The 15,912-nt window shown below is 72.0% G+C and carries 13 protein-coding genes; 7 read left to right on the top strand and 6 right to left on the bottom strand.

Annotation, left to right across the window (positions count from 1 at the left end):
• Positions 1–12 precede the first annotated feature (12 nt).
• From B072_RS0126885 to rsmH, 3 genes are read right to left on the bottom strand one after another with little or no spacing between them, the layout of a single operon-like run.
• The gene (locus tag B072_RS0126885) at positions 13–1,986 is read right to left on the bottom strand and encodes a peptidoglycan D,D-transpeptidase FtsI family protein (protein ID WP_026246346.1); all 1,974 of its coding nucleotides are present in this window, start codon (positions 1,984–1,986) and stop codon (positions 13–15) included.
• 4 nt (positions 1,987–1,990) lie between these two features.
• Positions 1,991–2,593, bottom strand: a complete 603-nt coding sequence (locus B072_RS0126880; protein WP_018533049.1) for a hypothetical protein — start codon at positions 2,591–2,593, stop codon at positions 1,991–1,993.
• A gap of 42 nt (positions 2,594–2,635) precedes the next feature.
• Positions 2,636–3,592 carry a 16S rRNA (cytosine(1402)-N(4))-methyltransferase RsmH gene (rsmH, locus tag B072_RS0126875; protein ID WP_078506592.1) on the bottom strand — a complete coding sequence of 319 codons (957 nt, stop codon included), beginning with the start codon at positions 3,590–3,592 and terminating at the stop codon, positions 2,636–2,638.
• Between the two features lie 346 nt (positions 3,593–3,938).
• On the opposite strand from rsmH, the gene B072_RS0126870 reads away from it, so the two are divergent.
• The 4 genes from B072_RS0126870 (at position 3,939) to B072_RS0126855 (ending at position 9,647) form a co-directional block, all read left to right on the top strand.
• The gene (locus B072_RS0126870; RefSeq protein WP_078506591.1) at positions 3,939–4,544 is read left to right on the top strand and encodes a beta-class carbonic anhydrase; all 606 of its coding nucleotides are present in this window, start codon (positions 3,939–3,941) and stop codon (positions 4,542–4,544) included.
• Positions 4,545–4,792: 248 nt separating this feature from the next.
• On the top strand, positions 4,793–5,836 hold the full coding sequence (locus B072_RS0126865; RefSeq protein ID WP_026246345.1) for an AAA family ATPase: 1,044 nt from the start codon (positions 4,793–4,795) through the stop codon (positions 5,834–5,836).
• Complete coding sequence (locus tag B072_RS0126860; protein WP_018533045.1) at positions 5,836–7,236, top strand: DUF58 domain-containing protein; 1,401 nt, start codon at positions 5,836–5,838, stop codon at positions 7,234–7,236. Before B072_RS0126865 ends, B072_RS0126860 begins: the two co-directional genes overlap by 1 nt.
• Positions 7,233–9,647, top strand: coding sequence for a transglutaminase TgpA family protein (locus B072_RS0126855; protein ID WP_026246344.1), 2,415 nt, complete (start codon positions 7,233–7,235; stop codon positions 9,645–9,647). The genes B072_RS0126860 and B072_RS0126855 overlap by 4 nt, the downstream gene beginning before the upstream one ends.
• Before the next feature lie 229 nt (positions 9,648–9,876).
• Here the strand turns inward: B072_RS0126855 and B072_RS0126850 are convergent, their stop codons facing one another.
• The 3 genes from B072_RS0126850 to B072_RS0126840 all read right to left on the bottom strand — a co-directional run bounded on the left by B072_RS0126850 (position 9,877) and on the right by B072_RS0126840 (position 12,022).
• On the bottom strand, positions 9,877–10,281 hold the full coding sequence (locus B072_RS0126850; RefSeq protein WP_018533043.1) for a DUF3040 domain-containing protein: 405 nt from the start codon (positions 10,279–10,281) through the stop codon (positions 9,877–9,879).
• A gap of 275 nt (positions 10,282–10,556) precedes the next feature.
• Positions 10,557–11,327 carry a methyltransferase gene (locus B072_RS0126845; protein WP_018533042.1) on the bottom strand — a complete coding sequence of 257 codons (771 nt, stop codon included), beginning with the start codon at positions 11,325–11,327 and terminating at the stop codon, positions 10,557–10,559.
• Between the two features lie 104 nt (positions 11,328–11,431).
• Positions 11,432–12,022: an SAV_6107 family HEPN domain-containing protein gene (locus B072_RS0126840; protein ID WP_026246343.1), complete on the bottom strand. Its 591-nt coding sequence runs from the start codon at positions 12,020–12,022 to the stop codon at positions 11,432–11,434.
• Positions 12,023–12,215: 193 nt separating this feature from the next.
• On the opposite strand from B072_RS0126840, the gene B072_RS0126835 reads away from it, so the two are divergent.
• The 3 genes from B072_RS0126835 to B072_RS0126825 are packed head-to-tail and all read left to right on the top strand — an operon-like array spanning position 12,216 to position 15,701.
• Positions 12,216–12,983: an ATP-binding cassette domain-containing protein gene (locus B072_RS0126835; protein WP_018533040.1), complete on the top strand. Its 768-nt coding sequence runs from the start codon at positions 12,216–12,218 to the stop codon at positions 12,981–12,983.
• Entirely contained in the window at positions 12,955–15,039 is a 2,085-nt protein-coding gene (locus B072_RS0126830) for a YhgE/Pip family protein (protein WP_018533039.1), read from the top strand. Before B072_RS0126835 ends, B072_RS0126830 begins: the two co-directional genes overlap by 29 nt.
• Positions 15,040–15,074: 35 nt before the next feature.
• On the top strand, positions 15,075–15,701 hold the full coding sequence (locus tag B072_RS0126825; RefSeq protein ID WP_018533038.1) for a TetR/AcrR family transcriptional regulator: 627 nt from the start codon (positions 15,075–15,077) through the stop codon (positions 15,699–15,701).
• Positions 15,702–15,912 lie beyond the last annotated feature (211 nt).

Below are 15,912 nucleotides of genomic sequence, written 5' to 3'. Positions count from 1 at the left end.
CTCGTCCGGCCGTCATGGCTTGAAAGAGACGGGCAGCTTGGCGGACTTGGCGCCCGTGGGCGGCACTTGAAGGGTCTTGAGGGCGAACTCCATGACCTTCTTGTAGATGGGGCCACAGATCTGGCCGCCGAAGTAACTCCCCTTCGTGGCGTTCTGGATGGCGCAGTAGACGGTGACCCGCGGCTTGTCCGCGGGTGCGAACCCGGCGAACGACGACGTGTAGCCCTTGTAGCGGCCGGTGGCCGGATCGACACGGTTGGCGGTGCCCGTCTTGCCGGCGACGCGGTAACCGGGGATGCGGGCCTTGGTGCCGGTCCCCTCCTCGTCGTCGACGACGGACTCCAGCATCTGCGCGACCGTCTTCGCGGTCTTCTCGCTGACGACGCGGGTCTGCTTGGGCTTCGGCGCGGCGGTGAACTTGCCGTCGGCGCCGGTGGAGCCGCGCACCAGCGTGGGTTCGACCCGTACGCCGCCGTTGGCGATGGTCGAGTACACGGAGGCCGCCTGCATCGCGTTGATGGAGAAGCCCTGGCCGAACGGGATCGTGTACTGCTGCGACGTCGACCACTTGTCCGGCGCCGCGAGGATCCCGGACGTCTCGCCGGGGAAGTCGAGTCCGCTCGCCGAGCCGATGCCGAACCTGCGCAAGTACGAGGAGAGCGTCCGGTTGGCCTCCGGCTGGGTCTTGCCGAGCTGGCCGGTCGCGAGGATGGTGCCGATGTTGCTGGACTTGGCGAGCACGCCGTTGAGCGTGAGGTGCCAGGTCTCGTGGTCGATGTCGTCCTGGAAGAGACGGTCGCCGCGGTGCAGCCGGTTGGGCACGGTGACGTGGGTCAGCGGCGTGGCCGCGTTCTCCTCAAGGACCGCCGCCATCGACATGACCTTGGCCGTGGAACCGGGCTCGTAGGCGTCCTGGAGCGCGGCGTTGCCGAGGGCCGCCGAGTTGGCGTGCGCCAGGTCGTTCGGGTCGAAGCCCGGCGCGTTCGCCATGGCCAGGACCTCGCCGGTCTGCGTGTCCTGCACTATCACGTAGCCGCGGTCGGCCCCGGACTTCTTGACCTGCTCGCTGATCGCGTTCTGCGCGGCCCACTGGATGTCGCGGTCGATGGTCAGCTCGACGTCGGAGCCGGGCGTCGCGGGCTGCTCGGTACTGCCCGCGGTCGGCACCTGCTGGCCGCCGGACTGGGCGTACCGGATCTTGCCGTCCTTGCCGGACAGCTCCTTGTTGAGCTTCTGCTCCACACCGCCGCCGCCCTTGCCGTCGGCGTTGACCCAGCCCAGTATCCCGGCCGCGAGATCGCCGTTCGGGTACACGCGCTTGCTGCTGGGGTCGGCGAGCACGCCGGAGAGCACGCTCGCCTCCCGGCCCTCGGCGTTGGCCTTGTCGTTCAGCGCGGACCTGAGGTCCTTGATCTGCTTCCAGACCTGCGGCGTCTGCCGTGCGGCGAGGCGCACGTACCGGGTGTTCCTGGTCTTCAGCTTCTTGGTGAGGGTGGCCGCGTCGACGCCGACGATCGGCGCCAGGAGCGCGGCGGCCTGCTCGGGCGCGTCCGGCACCTTGGTGGCCTTCCGGGTGAACAGCGTCGGGTCGGCCGTGATGTCGTACGCGTCCACGCTGGTCGCCAGCGCGACGCCGCCGCGGTCCGTGATCCGGCCGCGCTCGGCGGCGATGGTGTGGCTGACGTAGCGGTTCAGCTGGGCCTTGGCGGCGTACGCGCTCGCGTCGACGCCCTGCACCTGGAGGAGCCGCACGGTGAAGACCATGAGGACGAGCGTGAGGCCCAGACTCACCATCCGCAGGCGTGGCCGCGGGCTGCCCAGGCGCAGTGGTGCGGAGGCCTTCGGCGATGCGGGGCGCGGGCGCCGTGCGGCGGGGCGCGCGCCGGGGCCGGGGCGCCGCTGGGCCACGGGCCGGGCGGGCCGCGCCGTCCTGGCCGGACGCGCGGGGCCGGGCACGCGGCGGCGCGGGGGCTGCCTGTCGGTCATGGCGTCACCTGCCGGAGCTGGAAGGAGCGGGGGCCGTGGGGGTGGTGGAGGGCGCGGGCGGCGCGGGCTTCCCCGAGGTGAGGGGACTCGGCCGCCCGGACGGTCGGGCGGAGGGCCTGGCGTTCGCGGACGGGGTGGCGGTCGCGGAGGGGGTCGTACGCACCAGCTCCGGCTGCGGCGCCTGCTGACGCGGCGGCGCGGGCAGCGAGGCCGGGCTCGGCATGCCGCGGACGGTGCCGTCGGGGTTCAGGAACGCGGGGTCACCGCCGGGGACCATGCCGAGTTCACCGGCTCGCCGCTGGAGGGCGTCGGGCGCGGAGTAGGAGTCGACCTTGCGCTGGAGTTCCTGCTCGTCGTCGGTGAGCTCGGTGGTCTGCTTCCTGAGCTTGGTGAGCTTGAACGATCCTTCATTGAGCGAGGAGTTCAGCAGCAGCAGCGTGATGAGCCCGCCGCCGAGCAGGAGCACGACGAGGAGGACGAACGGGGTGCGCGCGGCCTGTGAGCCGCCGGAGGGCGTGACGGGGAAGAAGCGTGCGAACCGCGCCGCCCGGCCCCGTAGTTCGCCTTTGGTTCCCTGGGTTCCTTTCGAGCCGCCCTTGGCGCTCATGACCACCCCTCCACGCGCGCGTGCCTCACTCGAATTCGCCCCTCATCCGTTGACGTCCTCGCGGATGCGCTGTGCACCCCGCAGCCGTGCCGGGGCGGCCCGGCGGTTCTCGGCGACCTCTTCCTCCGTGGGGAGTTCGGCGCCGCGCGTGAGCAGCTTCAGGCGGGGCTGGTACTGCTCGGGGACGACGGGCAGGCCGGGCGGCGCCGTGGTGGCGGCGCCGGCCGCGAACACCTGCTTGACCAGGCGGTCCTCGAGCGACTGGTAGGACAGGACGGCGATCCGGCCGCCGACGGCCAGCGCCTTCACCGCGGCCGGAACGGCCCGCTCCAGGACGCTCAGCTCGCCGTTGACCTCGATGCGCAGGGCCTGGAAGGTGCGCTTGGCCGGGTTGCCGCCGGTGCGCTTGGCGGCCTGCGGCAGCGCGTCCCTGATCAGCTCGACGAGCCGGGCGCTGTTGCTGAACGGCTCCTTCTCGCGCTCGCGCACGACGGCCGAGACGATGCGCTTGGCCTGCTTCTCCTCGCCGTACTGGCGAAGGATCCGCACCAGCTCGCCCGCCGGGTACGTGTTGAGGACCTCGGCGGCGCTCATCCCGGTCGTCTGGTCCATGCGCATGTCGAGCGGCGCGTCCTGCGCGTACGCGAAGCCGCGGTCGGCCTCGTCGAGCTGCATGGAGGAGACGCCGAGGTCGAACAGCACGCCCTGGACGCGCGGGATGTCCAACCGGTCCAGGACCTCGGGCAGTTCGTCGTAGACGGCGTGCACCAGGGTGGCTCGGTCGCCGAAGGGAGCGAGGCGCTCGCCCGACAGGCGCAGCGCTTCCTTGTCGCGGTCGAGGGCGACGAGGCGGCAGGACGGGAAAGTGGAGAGCAGGGCCTCGCTGTGGCCGCCGAGGCCGAGCGTGCAGTCGACGACGACCGCGCCCGGCTGGGCGAGCGCGGGGGCCAACATGTCCAAGCAGCGCTGGAGCATGACCGGGACGTGTCGCTGGCTCAAGGGGCCCTCTCAGGTCCGGCGGCGGGCTCGCACGCACTGCCGGGTCCCCGCCCGCTCGTGAAGGGGATGGTGGTCCGTCGGCGCCGGGGAAGTGACGCCGGCCGACCGGAGCGGGAGGAGGCCGAGCCGTACGTACGCGCCGCGCACGCGGGGAGTGTCCGGCGGCGCCGGGATCTCCGTGTTGCTTCGTTCTTGGGGTTCGGCGTCACTTTAGTCCACCGTGACCCTCGGTCAATCAACCGGCCTGCGCGTCGCGGACCGCGTCTTGGCGAAGCCGCCCGCCCGCCGAATTCACCTGTTCGGACGCGGTCGCAACCCCCTGTGGGTTAGCTCACAACAAGGCCCGATGACGTTCTTTGTCCCGTCTCACAGCGGGCCACCGCACGCGGTGACCATTAACGTCATCACCATGACGACTTCCGCATCTCTCCCCTCCGAAGACGCCATATCGGCCGACGGCACGGTCACCGACCGCCTCGTCGAGGCGAACGGGCGATACGCAGCAGCCTTCACCGACCCCGGCATGGACGCCCGTCCCGTGCTGAAGGTCGCCGTCGTCGCGTGCATGGACGCCCGCCTCGACCTGCACGCCGCCCTCGGCCTCGAACTGGGCGACTGCCACACCATCCGCAACGCGGGTGGCGTCGTGACCGACGACGTGATCCGCTCGCTGACCATCAGCCAGCGCGCGCTCGGCACCCGCAGCGTGGTGCTCATCCACCACACGACGTGCGGCCTGGAGTCCCTCACCGAGGAGTTCCGGCACGAACTGGAGCTCGAGGTCGGACAGCGCCCGAGCTGGGCCGTCGAGGGCTTCCGTGACGTCGACCAGGACGTGCGGCAGTCGATAGAGAAGGTGCGCACCTCGCCCTTCCTGCTGCACACCGACGACGTGCGCGGTTTCGTCTTCGACGTGAAGACGGGTCTGCTGCGGGAGATCGCCCCGGCCTGATGGCCCGGCGGATCCCGTCGGCCCGGGGTTCCCGATCGATCAGCCTTCCCGTCAAAAGGTTGTAAGCCCCGACATATCGCGGCCAGTTATCCACAGGCGAGTGACACGAACCGGTAACGCCAACAAGAATGCGTGTGTGGCACCCCGCGCGAGCGACGGAACTTTTCGCGCGTGGTGTCCGTGTTTCGGGGTGGGCCGGTCCGCGTCACAGAGCGTCGGCCCGGAAAGTACGGGCCGAGGAGGGCCGGGTGACGACCTATGACGATCGAGCGAGCCTCACTGATCTGACCACCACTGCGGAGCGTGTCCGCAGGTCGGTGGAGGGTGTGATCGAGGGCAAGCCGGAGGTCGTACGGCTATCGCTGACGGTGCTCCTCGCCGAGGGGCACTTGCTCATCGAGGATGTGCCGGGCGTCGGCAAGACGATGCTCGCCAAGGCACTCGCGCGGTCCATCGACTGCTCGGTGCGCCGCATTCAGTTCACCCCCGACCTGCTGCCGTCGGACATCACCGGCGTGTCCATCTGGGACCAGCAGCGGCGGGACTTCGAGTTCAAGCCGGGGGCGATCTTCGCGCAGATCGTGATCGGCGACGAGATCAACCGCGCCTCGCCGAAGACGCAGTCCGCGCTCCTGGAGTCCATGGAGGAGCGCCAGGTCACCATCGACGGGAAGACGTACGAACTGCCCAGCCCCTTCATGGTGGTGGCGACGCAGAACCCGGTCGAGATGGAGGGCACGTACCCGCTGCCCGAGGCCCAGCGCGACCGCTTCATGGCCCGTGTCTCCATCGGCTATCCGAGCCCGGAGGCCGAGTTGCAGATGCTGGACGTCCACGGCGGGGTGTCGCCGCTCGACGACCTGCAGCCGGTGGCGCACGCGCACGACATCGTGAAGCTGGTCGACGCCGTGCGCACGGTCCACGTCGCCGAATCCGTACGGCGCTACGCGGTCGACCTGGTCGCCGCCACCCGCACCCACCCGGACCTCAGACTCGGCGCGTCCCCGCGCGCGACGCTGCACCTGCTGCGCGCGGCCAAGGCGTCGGCGGCCCTCAGCGGCCGTGAGTACGCGCTGCCGGACGACGTGCAGGCGCTGGCCGTCGCGGTCCTGGCGCACCGTCTGCTGCCCACGGCGCAGGCCCAGTTGAACCGCCGCACGGCCGAGCAGGTCGTCCTGGACATCCTGCAGCACACCGCGGTCCCGGCGGCCGAGTCCCGCGCGCCCCAGGGGTACAACAACGCGACGCCCCCGATGTACCCGCAGCAGCCGCCCGGCGCCCGGAGGCTATGATGGCCTCAGGGGGGTATTACGCGGCGGACCCGGGGGGCGGGTTCACGGACGGCGACGGCGCGACGAACGACAAGGGCGACAAGAGCGGAGTGCGCACCGCGCTGGCCGGTCTCACCACCCGAGGACGTTCGTTCCTCGCGGCCGGCATCGCGGCGGCCATCTGCGCGTACGTCCTGGGGCAGAGCGATCTGCTCCGGGTCGGCCTGCTGCTCGCGGTGCTGCCGCTGGTCTGCGCCGGCGTCCTGTACCGCACCCGCTACCGGGTGGCGGGCAGCCGCCGCCTCTCCCCCGCGCGCGTGCCCGCGAGTTCCGAGGCGCGCGTGCATCTGCGGATCGACAACATCTCCCGGCTGCCCACCGGCCTGCTGATGCTGCAGGACCGGGTGCCCTACGTGCTCGGGCCGCGGCCCCGCTTCGTCCTCGACCGGGTCGAGGCGGGCGGTCGCCGCGAGGTGTCCTACCGGGTCCGCTCGGACCTGCGCGGCCGCTATCCGCTGGGCCCGCTGCAGCTGCGCCTCACCGACCCGTTCGGCATGTGCGAACTGACCCGATCCTTCTCGACGTACGACACCCTGACGGTGATCCCGCGGGTGGAGCCGCTGCCTCCGGTGCGCCTGTCCGGGGAGGCCAAGGGGTACGGCGACGGGCGGCAGCGCTCGCTCGCGCTGGCCGGCGAGGACGACGTGATCCCACGCGGGTACCGCTACGGCGACGATCTGCGCCGCGTCCACTGGCGCTCGACCGCGCGCTACGGCGAGCTGATGGTGCGCCGCGAGGAGCAGCCGCAGCGGGCCCGGTGCACGGTGCTGCTCGACACCCGCGACGGCGCGTTCGCGGGCGCGGGTCCCGACTCGGCCTTCGAGTGGGCGGTGTCCGGCGCGGCCTCCGCGCTGGTGCACATGCTCGAACGAGGCTTCTCCGTAAGGCTGTTGACGGACACGGGCACCTCAGTGCCCGGTGAGGGCACCGACGGTTTCGCGGGCGCCAGCCAGGAGTCGGCGGACGCCGCGGGTCTGATGATGGACACGCTCGCCGTCGTCGACCACTCGGACATGGCGTCCCTCTCGTCCGCGTACGACGTGCTGCGCAGCGGGAACGAAGGACTGCTGATCGCCTTCTTCGGCGATCTGGACGAGGGGCAGGCCGCCGTGGCCGCCAAGATGCGTCAGCGCAGCGGCGGTGCGGTCGCGTTCGTGCTGGACAGCGAGACCTGGGCCCAGGGCCCCGGCATGCCGCCGACGCCGGGCTGTGAGGAGCGGCTGCGGATGCTCCAGGAGGCGGGCTGGACGGCGGTGGCCGTACCGGCGGGCGCGTCCCTGGTGGACGTGTGGCGGCAGGCGGACCGGGACCGCTCGGGGGCGCAGCCGTCGGGCACGAGTACGGGTGGGGGCTGGTCATGAGCGGCGGTGCCCGACTGTCGATCTGCGCGACGCTGGCCACGTTCCTGGCCTCGTGCGCCTTGCTGCCGCTGGTCGATAGATCCACGTGGCTGATCCAGGCCGCGATCCTGCTGGTGATCCAGGCGGGGGTGGGCGCGGCGGCCCGCAGGGTGCCGCTCGCCCGGCCGCTGACGATCGCCGTGCAGGCCCTGGTGTCGCTGCTGCTGCTCACGCTGATCTTCGCCCGCGAGCAGGCGCTCGGCGGGATCGTCCCCGGCCCGGAGGCCTTCCGGCACTTCGGTCTCCTCCTGGAGGCGGGCGGCGACGACGTCAGCCGGTTCGCCATCCCCGCGCCGCTGTCCCACGGCATCCGCCTGATGCTGGTGGGCGGCACGCTGGTCATCGGGCTCGCGGTGGACGCGCTGGCGGTGACGTTCCGCAGCGCCGCCCCGGCCGGGCTGCCGCTGCTCGCGCTGTACTCGGTCGCCGCCGGACTCTCCGAGGGCGGCGCCGACTGGCTGTGGTTCCTGCTCGCGGCCGGCGGCTATCTTCTGCTGCTGCTCGCCGAGGGGCGCGACCGGCTCTCCCAGTGGGGCCGGGTCTTCGGCGGCACCGGGCGCGGCTTCGGCAATGTGCCGGCCCCCGACGGTCCGGGCGGCGCGACCGCCCCGGTCCGCACCGGTCGCCGCATCGGGGCGGTGGCCCTGGGCATCGCCCTGGTGGTGCCGCTGGCCCTGCCCGCCCTGGACGGCGGCATCCTCGGCCCGTCCGGTACGGGGGTGGGCACGGGCACGGGCGGTGGCGGCATCATCTCCGCGGTCAACCCTCTGGTCTCGCTGCAGGACAGCCTGAACCAGCCGGAGGACCGGACGGTGATGACGTACCGGACGAACGCCGAGCAGACCTCCGAGCTGTATCTGCGGATCGTGGCGCTCGACGACTTCGACGGCACGGCCTGGCGTCCTACGGTGCGCAGCATCACCGACGTGCCCTCGCAGCTGCCGAACCCGCCGGGCCTCGGCTCGGACGTCCGCAGGACCGAGGTGCAGACCAACATCAAGGCGGCCGACTGGTACTCCCAGGACTGGCTGCCCATGCCGTACCCGGCGTCGCAGGTGTCGATCGACGGGCGCTGGCGTTACGAGGGGATCGGCCGGACGCTGGTGGGCGACCACGGGCAGACGACGCGGGGCAAGCAGTACAGCGTCAAGAGCCTGGTCGTGCAGCCGACGGCGCAGCAGCTGGCCAATGCCGGGCAGCCGCCCGACGACCTGGCGAAGGAGTTCACCAAGGTGCCCGCCTCGCTGCCGGACGTGGTGCGGACGACCGCGCTCCAGGTCACCGAGGGCGCGTCGAACAACTACGAGCGCGCGGTGAAGCTGCAGGACTACTTCGCGGTCAGCGGCGGCTTCACGTACAACACCGACGTGACGGCGGGCAGCGGTTCCGCCGCCATCGCCCGGTTCCTGAAGGAGAAGGAGGGCTTCTGCGTCCACTTCTCCTTCTCGATGGCGGCCATGGCCAGGACGCTGGGCATACCGGCGCGGGTCGCGGTCGGTTTCACCCCCGGCTCGCCCTCCGGCGACGGCACGTACACGGTGGGCCTCCGGGACGCGCACGCCTGGCCCGAGCTGTACTTCGAGGGCGTGGGCTGGACCCGCTTCGAGCCGACCCCGAACCGGGGTTACACCCCGGAGTACACACAGGACAACACCCCGGCGGGCGGCTCGACCGACCCGGCGGCGCCCAGCGAGTCCGCCTCGGCGCAGCCCTCGGCCTCGCAGCCGTCGGCGTCGGAGAGCTGCTCCGTGCAGCAGCGCAAGGAGGGCGGCTGCGGCAGCACGGCCCCCGCGCTCGTGACCGGTGCGGCGGACCACGGACCGCCGTTCGGCACGATCCTGCTGGTGGCGCTCGCGGTCCTGCTGATTCTGGTGGTGCCGCTGCTGCCGATGCTGTGGCGGCTGCGGACCAGGGCGCTGCGCCTCGGGTCCGGCGGGCGCACGGACGCCGACGTCGCCGGGCGCACGCTGGCGGCCTGGCGCGAGGTCACGGACACGGCGTGGGACCACGGCATCCTGCCGGACGACTCGCAGACCCCGCGCAAGGCGGCGGCCCGCATCGTGCGGCTCGGCCATCTGGAGACCGCTGCCGCCGAGTCGGTGCAGCGGGTGGCGGCGGCGGTGGAGCAGGTGCTGTACGCGCCGCGGCCGCAGCCCGCGGCGGGGCTCGGTGACGACGTACGGCGGCTGCACGCCGGGCTGCACGCGAAGGTGAGCCGGGCGACCAGGCTGCGGGCGACACTCGCGCCCCGCTCGGCCGTCCGGGTGGCCTGGGCCCTGGCGGAGCGCCGGGAGGCGTTCACGGCGGGGCTGCGGGCCCGCTGGACCGCGGCCCGCGCGGCTCGCTCCCGGCCGTCGGGCCAGGAGGGCTGAGGTTCACCGCACGGCCGAAGGCGCCGGTCCCCTCTCGGGGGCCGGCGCCTTCGTCGTCCGCGGCTTCTTCGTCCGTGCCTTCGTTCGCCGCCAAGGCCGTCAGCCGAGAGACCTGTTGGGCCCCGATCAGGACCGCTCACAACTCATCGCCCGCATTACGCACAAAGGGTGACCGCACGAAGCAGTCACCCTTCACACCTGTACGTACTACGGCTCGGCGCGGAGGCGCTCAGCGACCACCCTGCTCGTCGCGACGGCGCTGCCAGCGCTGCTCGATCCGGTCCATCATCGAGCGCTTCTGCTTGCTCTGCCGCCGGGCGGCGGCCCCACCGGGCACCGCTCCCGCCGGCTGTTCGCCGGGCTTGGGCGCTTTGCGCCATCCGGTGACTGCGAGCACGGCACACCCCAGCATGACGAGGAACCCCACCACACTGACCCAGATCTGCTTAGCGACCATTCCAGCCATGAGGAGCGCGATACCCACCAGGAAGCCGGCAACGGCCTGGTAGACCCGACGTCGGGTGTATGTACGCAGCCCGCTTCCCTCAAGCGCTGTCGCGAACTTGGGATCTTCGGCGTACAGCGCTCGCTCCATTTGCTCGAGCATTCGCTGCTCGTGCTCCGAGAGCGGCACGGAGTCCTCCTCATCGTGCAGTCGCCGGGGCGACCGGGGGTCCCCTTCAGGATAGGCAGGGAATCGCCCCCGTGAAACCCGCCCCTCTACGCCAACTTCACCATTCCGGACCGCGTCACGCCGCTCCGGCTCACTGAGGCGTCATTCCCCGGTGGCCGACCCGTCATGCCGGTTGGTCTACCCCGATCATACGGCGCCGGGCGCCGGATCGGGGGGCCTGTGGCGTACTCCATCTGCCGCTGCGCCGCTGATCAGCGGCGGATCCCGGCGGCCGCTCAGGACCCTTCGGGCACCTGCTTCTCGCCGAGCACATGCAGCTGGGTCGCCACGGAGTGGAAGGCGGGCAGTTCCGCGGCCGCCGCCTCCAGCTTCAGGAGCTCCTGAAGGGCGCCGGGCTCGGTGTCCACGAGGACGCCGGGGACCAGGTCGGCGAAGACCCGCACCCCGTGCACCGCGCCGACCTCCACACCGGCGTCCCCGACCAGCTGGGAGAGCTGATCGGCGGTGAAACGCCGGGGCACCGGGTCGCCCTCGCCCCAGCGTCCCGCCGGGTCGTCGAGCGCCTGCCGGGCCTCCTTGAAGTGGCCGGCGAGGGCCCGCGCGAGCACGGCGCCGCCGAGGCCCGCGGCGAGCAGGCTGAGCACTCCACCGGGACGCAGCGCGCCCACGGCGTTGCGCACGCCCTCGCCCGGCTCCTCGACGTACTCCAGGACGCCGTGGCACAGCACCGCGTCGTACGCGTCGCGCTCGGCGACGTCGAACAGGCCCGAGACATCGCCCTGGACCCCGCGCACCCGGTCGGCGACGCCGGCCTCTGCGGCGCGGCGCTCCAGCGCGAACAGCGCGTTCGGGCTGGGGTCGACCACGGTGACGTGGTGGCCGAGGCGGGCGACGGGCACCGCGAAGTTGCCGCTGCCGCCCCCGGTGTCGAGGACGTCGAGCGTCTGGCTCCCCGCGGCCTTGGCGCGACGGTCGAGGGCGTCCTTGAGGACCTCCCAGACCACAGCGGTACGGAGGGACGCTCGGGGGCGCATCGGGTCCGACACGGCGGCTGACTCCTCGGAGCGGCTCCGGCGGGCGTCCGGTCGGAGCGTGAACTGGTTCGGGCTCCTCCACCCTAATGGGCCCGGACGAGGGCCCATGCCAGCGCTCACCCGGCGTCGGGCACTCCTCGCTCCGCGTCCTCCTGACGCCGGTCCTGCCGCTGCTTGAGCCGCTCTTCCTGTCGGGGCCTCGGCAGGACCGGCTGCAGGACGAGCATGCGCTCGACGAGGCGCAGGAACATCGCCACGTCGCGCAGCAGATCGTCGGCGTCGCGGGCGCTGGCCGCGTCGCGTATGCCGGCCTCCGCGCGGGCCCGGCGGCCGGCTCCGGCGGCGAACAGGGCGCTCCACTCCGCGAGTTCGGGCGCTATCTCGGGGAGCACTTCCCAGGCGCTCCTGATCCGGGCGCGGCGCTTCGGTGTGGGCTCGGGGCGGCCGCGGGCGGCGAGGACGGCGGCGGCGGTGCGCAGGGCGGCGAGGTGGGCCGTCGCGTACCTCTCGTTCGCCGTCTCGAGCACCTCCGCCTCGTCGAGTCCGGCGCGGGCCTGGGCGAGCAGGTCGAGGGCGGCGGGTGGCGCCCCGGCCCGGCGCAGCACCGGGTGGACGTCGCTCGCCGGTCCGGTCGGTGAGGGGGCCGGGCCGGTGGCGGCGCGGCGGTGTGCGGCAGCGGCTGCGGTGGATGCGTGATGTCCAGCCATGACGAGCCTCCTGTCGTCTGCGTGACGGCGCAGTGGCCGTATGTGCCCATCGTGGAGTACGCCACTGACAATCGGCTCTGACCTGGGACTTTGCTTCGATCGAAGGTTCGGGCTAACTTTTTGCACTGACCAGTCAGTTTAAAAGAGGGGGTCCGTCGCGCAGGCGCCGGCGGGCCCGCCGAGGGGGAGGGCCATGGACGGGCCGGAGGGCGGCGCCGCCGTCGCCGTCGCGGGGTTCGGGGTGAAGGGGCCGCGGGGCTGGGCGTTCCGGGGTGTCGACGTCGACGCCGCGCCGGGCGCGCTCGTCGCGGTCGAGGGGCCGTCGGGCAGCGGCCGCACCTGTCTGCTGCTCGCGCTGACGGGACGGATGCGCCCGGCCGAGGGCGAGGCCCACGTGGCCGGTTTCCGGCTGCCGAAGCAGATGAGCGCCGTACGGCGGGTGAGCGCGCTCGCGCACGTGCCGGGGGTGACCGATCCGGATCCGGCGCTGACCGTCGCCGAGCATCTGCGGGAACGGGCGCTGCTGCAGCGGCGGTTCGACGGCTCGTGGCGCGGGCTGCTGCGACCGCGGGCCGAGCGCGCCGCCGAGGCGAAGCGGCGGATCGACGTGGCACTGGCCGGAGCGGGGCTCGACCTCGACGCCCTGCCCAAGCGCGCCCGCACCGCCGTGCGCGACCTGGAACGCGTCGAGGCGCTGCGCCTGTCCCTGGCCCTCGCCCTCATCGGCCGGCCGCGCCTGATCGCCGTCGACGACACCGACCTGAAGCTCTCGGACAGCGAACGGGCCCAAATCTGGGGCCAGTTGAGGGCCGTCGCCGACGCGGGCACCACGGTGGTGGCGGTGTGCAGCGAGGCGCCCGAGGGCGCGCTCGTCGTGTCCACCGCTCCCCCGCGGACCGCTGATCCGTCCACGACCGACAAGGAGACGGCCGATGCGTTCGCCGAAGCTGGCCGCGCTTGAGCTCAGGCGCTTCGGCAGGGGCAAGCTGCCGCGCGCCGCGCTCGTCGCCCTTCTGCTGCTGCCGCTGCTCTACGGGGCGCTGTACCTGTGGTCCTTCTGGGATCCGTACGGACGGCTCGACAAGATCCCCGTGGCACTCGTCAACGACGACAAGGGGGCGAGTGCCGCCGGGCGGAACATCACCGCGGGCGACGACATCACCGAGGGGCTCCACGACAGCCACACCTTCCAGTGGCACGAGGTCAGCTCCGCACAGGCCGCGAAGGGCGTGGAGGACGGCACGTACTACCTGTCGCTGACCATGCCGAAGGACTTCAGTGCGCGCATCGCGTCCAGTTCCGGCGACTCCCCCGAGACCGGCGCTCTTCAGGTGCGTACGAACGACGCGAACAACTACATCGTCGGGCAGATCTCCCGGACGGTGTTCTCCGAGGTGCGCTCCGCCGCGTCCACGAACGCGTCGCGTTCGTTCCTCGACAAGATATTCATCTCCTTCTCGGACATCCATGACGCGACCGAGAAGGCGGCCACGGGCGCGGACCAGCTCGAAGGGGGCATCGGCAAGGCGAAGAAGGGCTCGAAGGATCTGGCCGACGGCCTCAAGGACGCCAAGAAGGGCAGCGGTGACCTGGCGAGCGGCTTGAAGAAGCTCGACCAGGGGGCCGGCGACCTGGAGTCCGGGTCCCGGCAGGTCGCCGACGGCACGCAGTTGCTGGCCGGCAAGGTGAACGGTGCGGCCGATCAGGTGCTGCCCTTCCTGAAGGACAACAAGAAGGCGATCGGTGACACGGCGCGGTTCGTCGCCGACTCGGCGGCGGGCGTCCGGCACAACCTGGACGACCTGGTGAAGCTCGCGCCCACCGCGCGCGAGGGCGCCCACGCGGGTTCCGACATCCTTGCCGCGATCTACGAACGGCGCTGCGAGAAGGCGCTCATCGACGACCCGGCCTGTCCCGACCTGAAGAAGGCCAAGACGGCGGCCGCGGACGTCGCCACGGTCTCGGACGACCTGAACACGCTCATCCAGGACGAGAACGGCGACCTGGGTGCCATGGACCAGCATCTGGCGACGCTCCAGAAGCAGTCCGAGGCGCTGGCGGAGCGCGCCCCGACGCTCGACAAGGACGTCGCGAACGCCGTCGCCCGGATCAACCAGCTCGACAAGGGGGCCGGACAGGTCGCCGCGGGCGCCGCGAAGCTGCACACAGGGCTCGGGACGGCGTCGTCAGGTTCCACCGAACTCGACTCCGGTGTGGGCAGGTTGAAGACCGGGGCGAGCGACCTCAACGGCGGCATGTTCAAGCTGGCCGACGGTTCGGGCAAGCTCGCGGGCGGACTGCACGACGGGGTCGAGAAGATCCCCGACTACGACAAGAAGGACCGCGACCAGCGCACGAAGGTGATGGCGGACCCGGTCCGGCTCGCCTCCCAGTCGCTGCACCAGGCGCCCAACTACGGGACGGGCTTCGCCCCGTACTTCATCCCGCTCTCCTTGTGGGTGGGCGCGATGGTCGCCTACATGCTGATCGCGCCGCTCAACCGGCGGGCGCTCGCCGTGGGCGCCTCTTCCTGGCGCGTGGCGCTCGCGGGCTGGCTGCCCGTGGCCGCGCTCGGCCTCCTTCAGGTGGCGGCCCTGATGTCCGTACTGCACTGGGCCCTTGGCCTCCAGATGCTGCACGCGGCGGGCACCGTCGGCTTCCTGTGCCTGGTCACGGCGTGCTTCGCGGCCATCGTGCAGTGGCTGAACGCGCGCTTCGGGGCGGCGGGCCGCATTCTCGTCCTCGCCTTCCTGATGCTCCAGCTGACATCGGCTGGCGGCACGTATCCCGTGCAGACGAGTCCCGGCTTCTTCAACGCGATCCACCCGTTCCTGCCGATGAGCTACGTCGTCGAGGCGCTGCGCAGGCTGATCTCGGGCGGCGGGCTCGGGCCCGTGTGGCAGGCGTGCGCGGTGCTCGTGGCGTTCACGGCGGGCGCCCTCGCGCTCACCGCCCTGACCGCGCGGCGCAAGCAGGTGTGGACGCTGGACCGGCTGCACCCGGAGCTGAGCCTGTGACAGCGCCCACGGGGCGGCCTGTGAGAATCAGGGGCATGGAAAGCAGCACACGGCGCCAGGCCACCCGGCAGAAGCTCTACGAGGCCGCTGTCACGCTCATCGCGGAGCAGGGTTTCTCCGCGACGACGGTCGACGAGATCGCCGAGCGCGCCGGGGTCGCGAAGGGCACGGTCTACTACAACTTCGCCAGCAAGTCGGTCCTCTTCGAGGAGCTGCTCCGGCACGGCGTCGGGCTTCTCACCGCCTCCTTGCGGGATGCGGCACAGAAGGCCGACGAAAGAGGCGGCAGCAAGGTCGACGCCCTGGACGCGATGATCCGCGCGGGGCTCGTCTTCATCGACGAGTACCCGGCCTTCACGCAGCTGTACGTGGCCGAACTGTGGCGCACCAACCGTGCCTGGCAGTCCACGCTCGCCGTGGTCCGCCAGGAGGCGGTGGCCGTCGTGGAGGGTGTGCTGCGCGACGCCGTGGAGGGCGGCGAGCTGAGCGAGGAGATCGACGTACCGCTGACGGCGGCCGCCCTCGTGGGCATGGTGCTGGTGGCCGCCCTGGACTGGCAGGCGTTCCAGCCCGAGCGCTCCCTGGACGATGTGCACGCCGCGCTGTCGCTGCTGCTGCAGGGACGGGTGGGCGGCGGTCAGCCGCTGACCGGAAAAGCGTGACCCGTACGTGAAGCGCCGGTCCGGCGGGGCCTGTGGCTGTTCTCAGGCCTCACCGGACCGGCGCATCCCCCGTTGTTCCCCCGTTGGACCCCCGTCGGTCTCCCCCGGGTCCCCCGTGCCTCGCTCCCACCCTGGCGGGTGAGAGGAGCGGCCAAGGGCGCTGATTCCGTTCCGCCGCCCCGTGTCGGCGGTACCGGGCACCGCGCCCCTC

The sequence above is a fragment of the Streptomyces sp. HmicA12 genome (assembly GCF_000373565.1).
In the GTDB taxonomy this organism is placed as follows: Bacteria; Actinomycetota; Actinomycetes; order Streptomycetales; family Streptomycetaceae; genus Streptomyces.
Note: the sequence above shows the minus strand (reverse complement) of the source record. Positions and strands in the feature narration are given on the sequence as shown.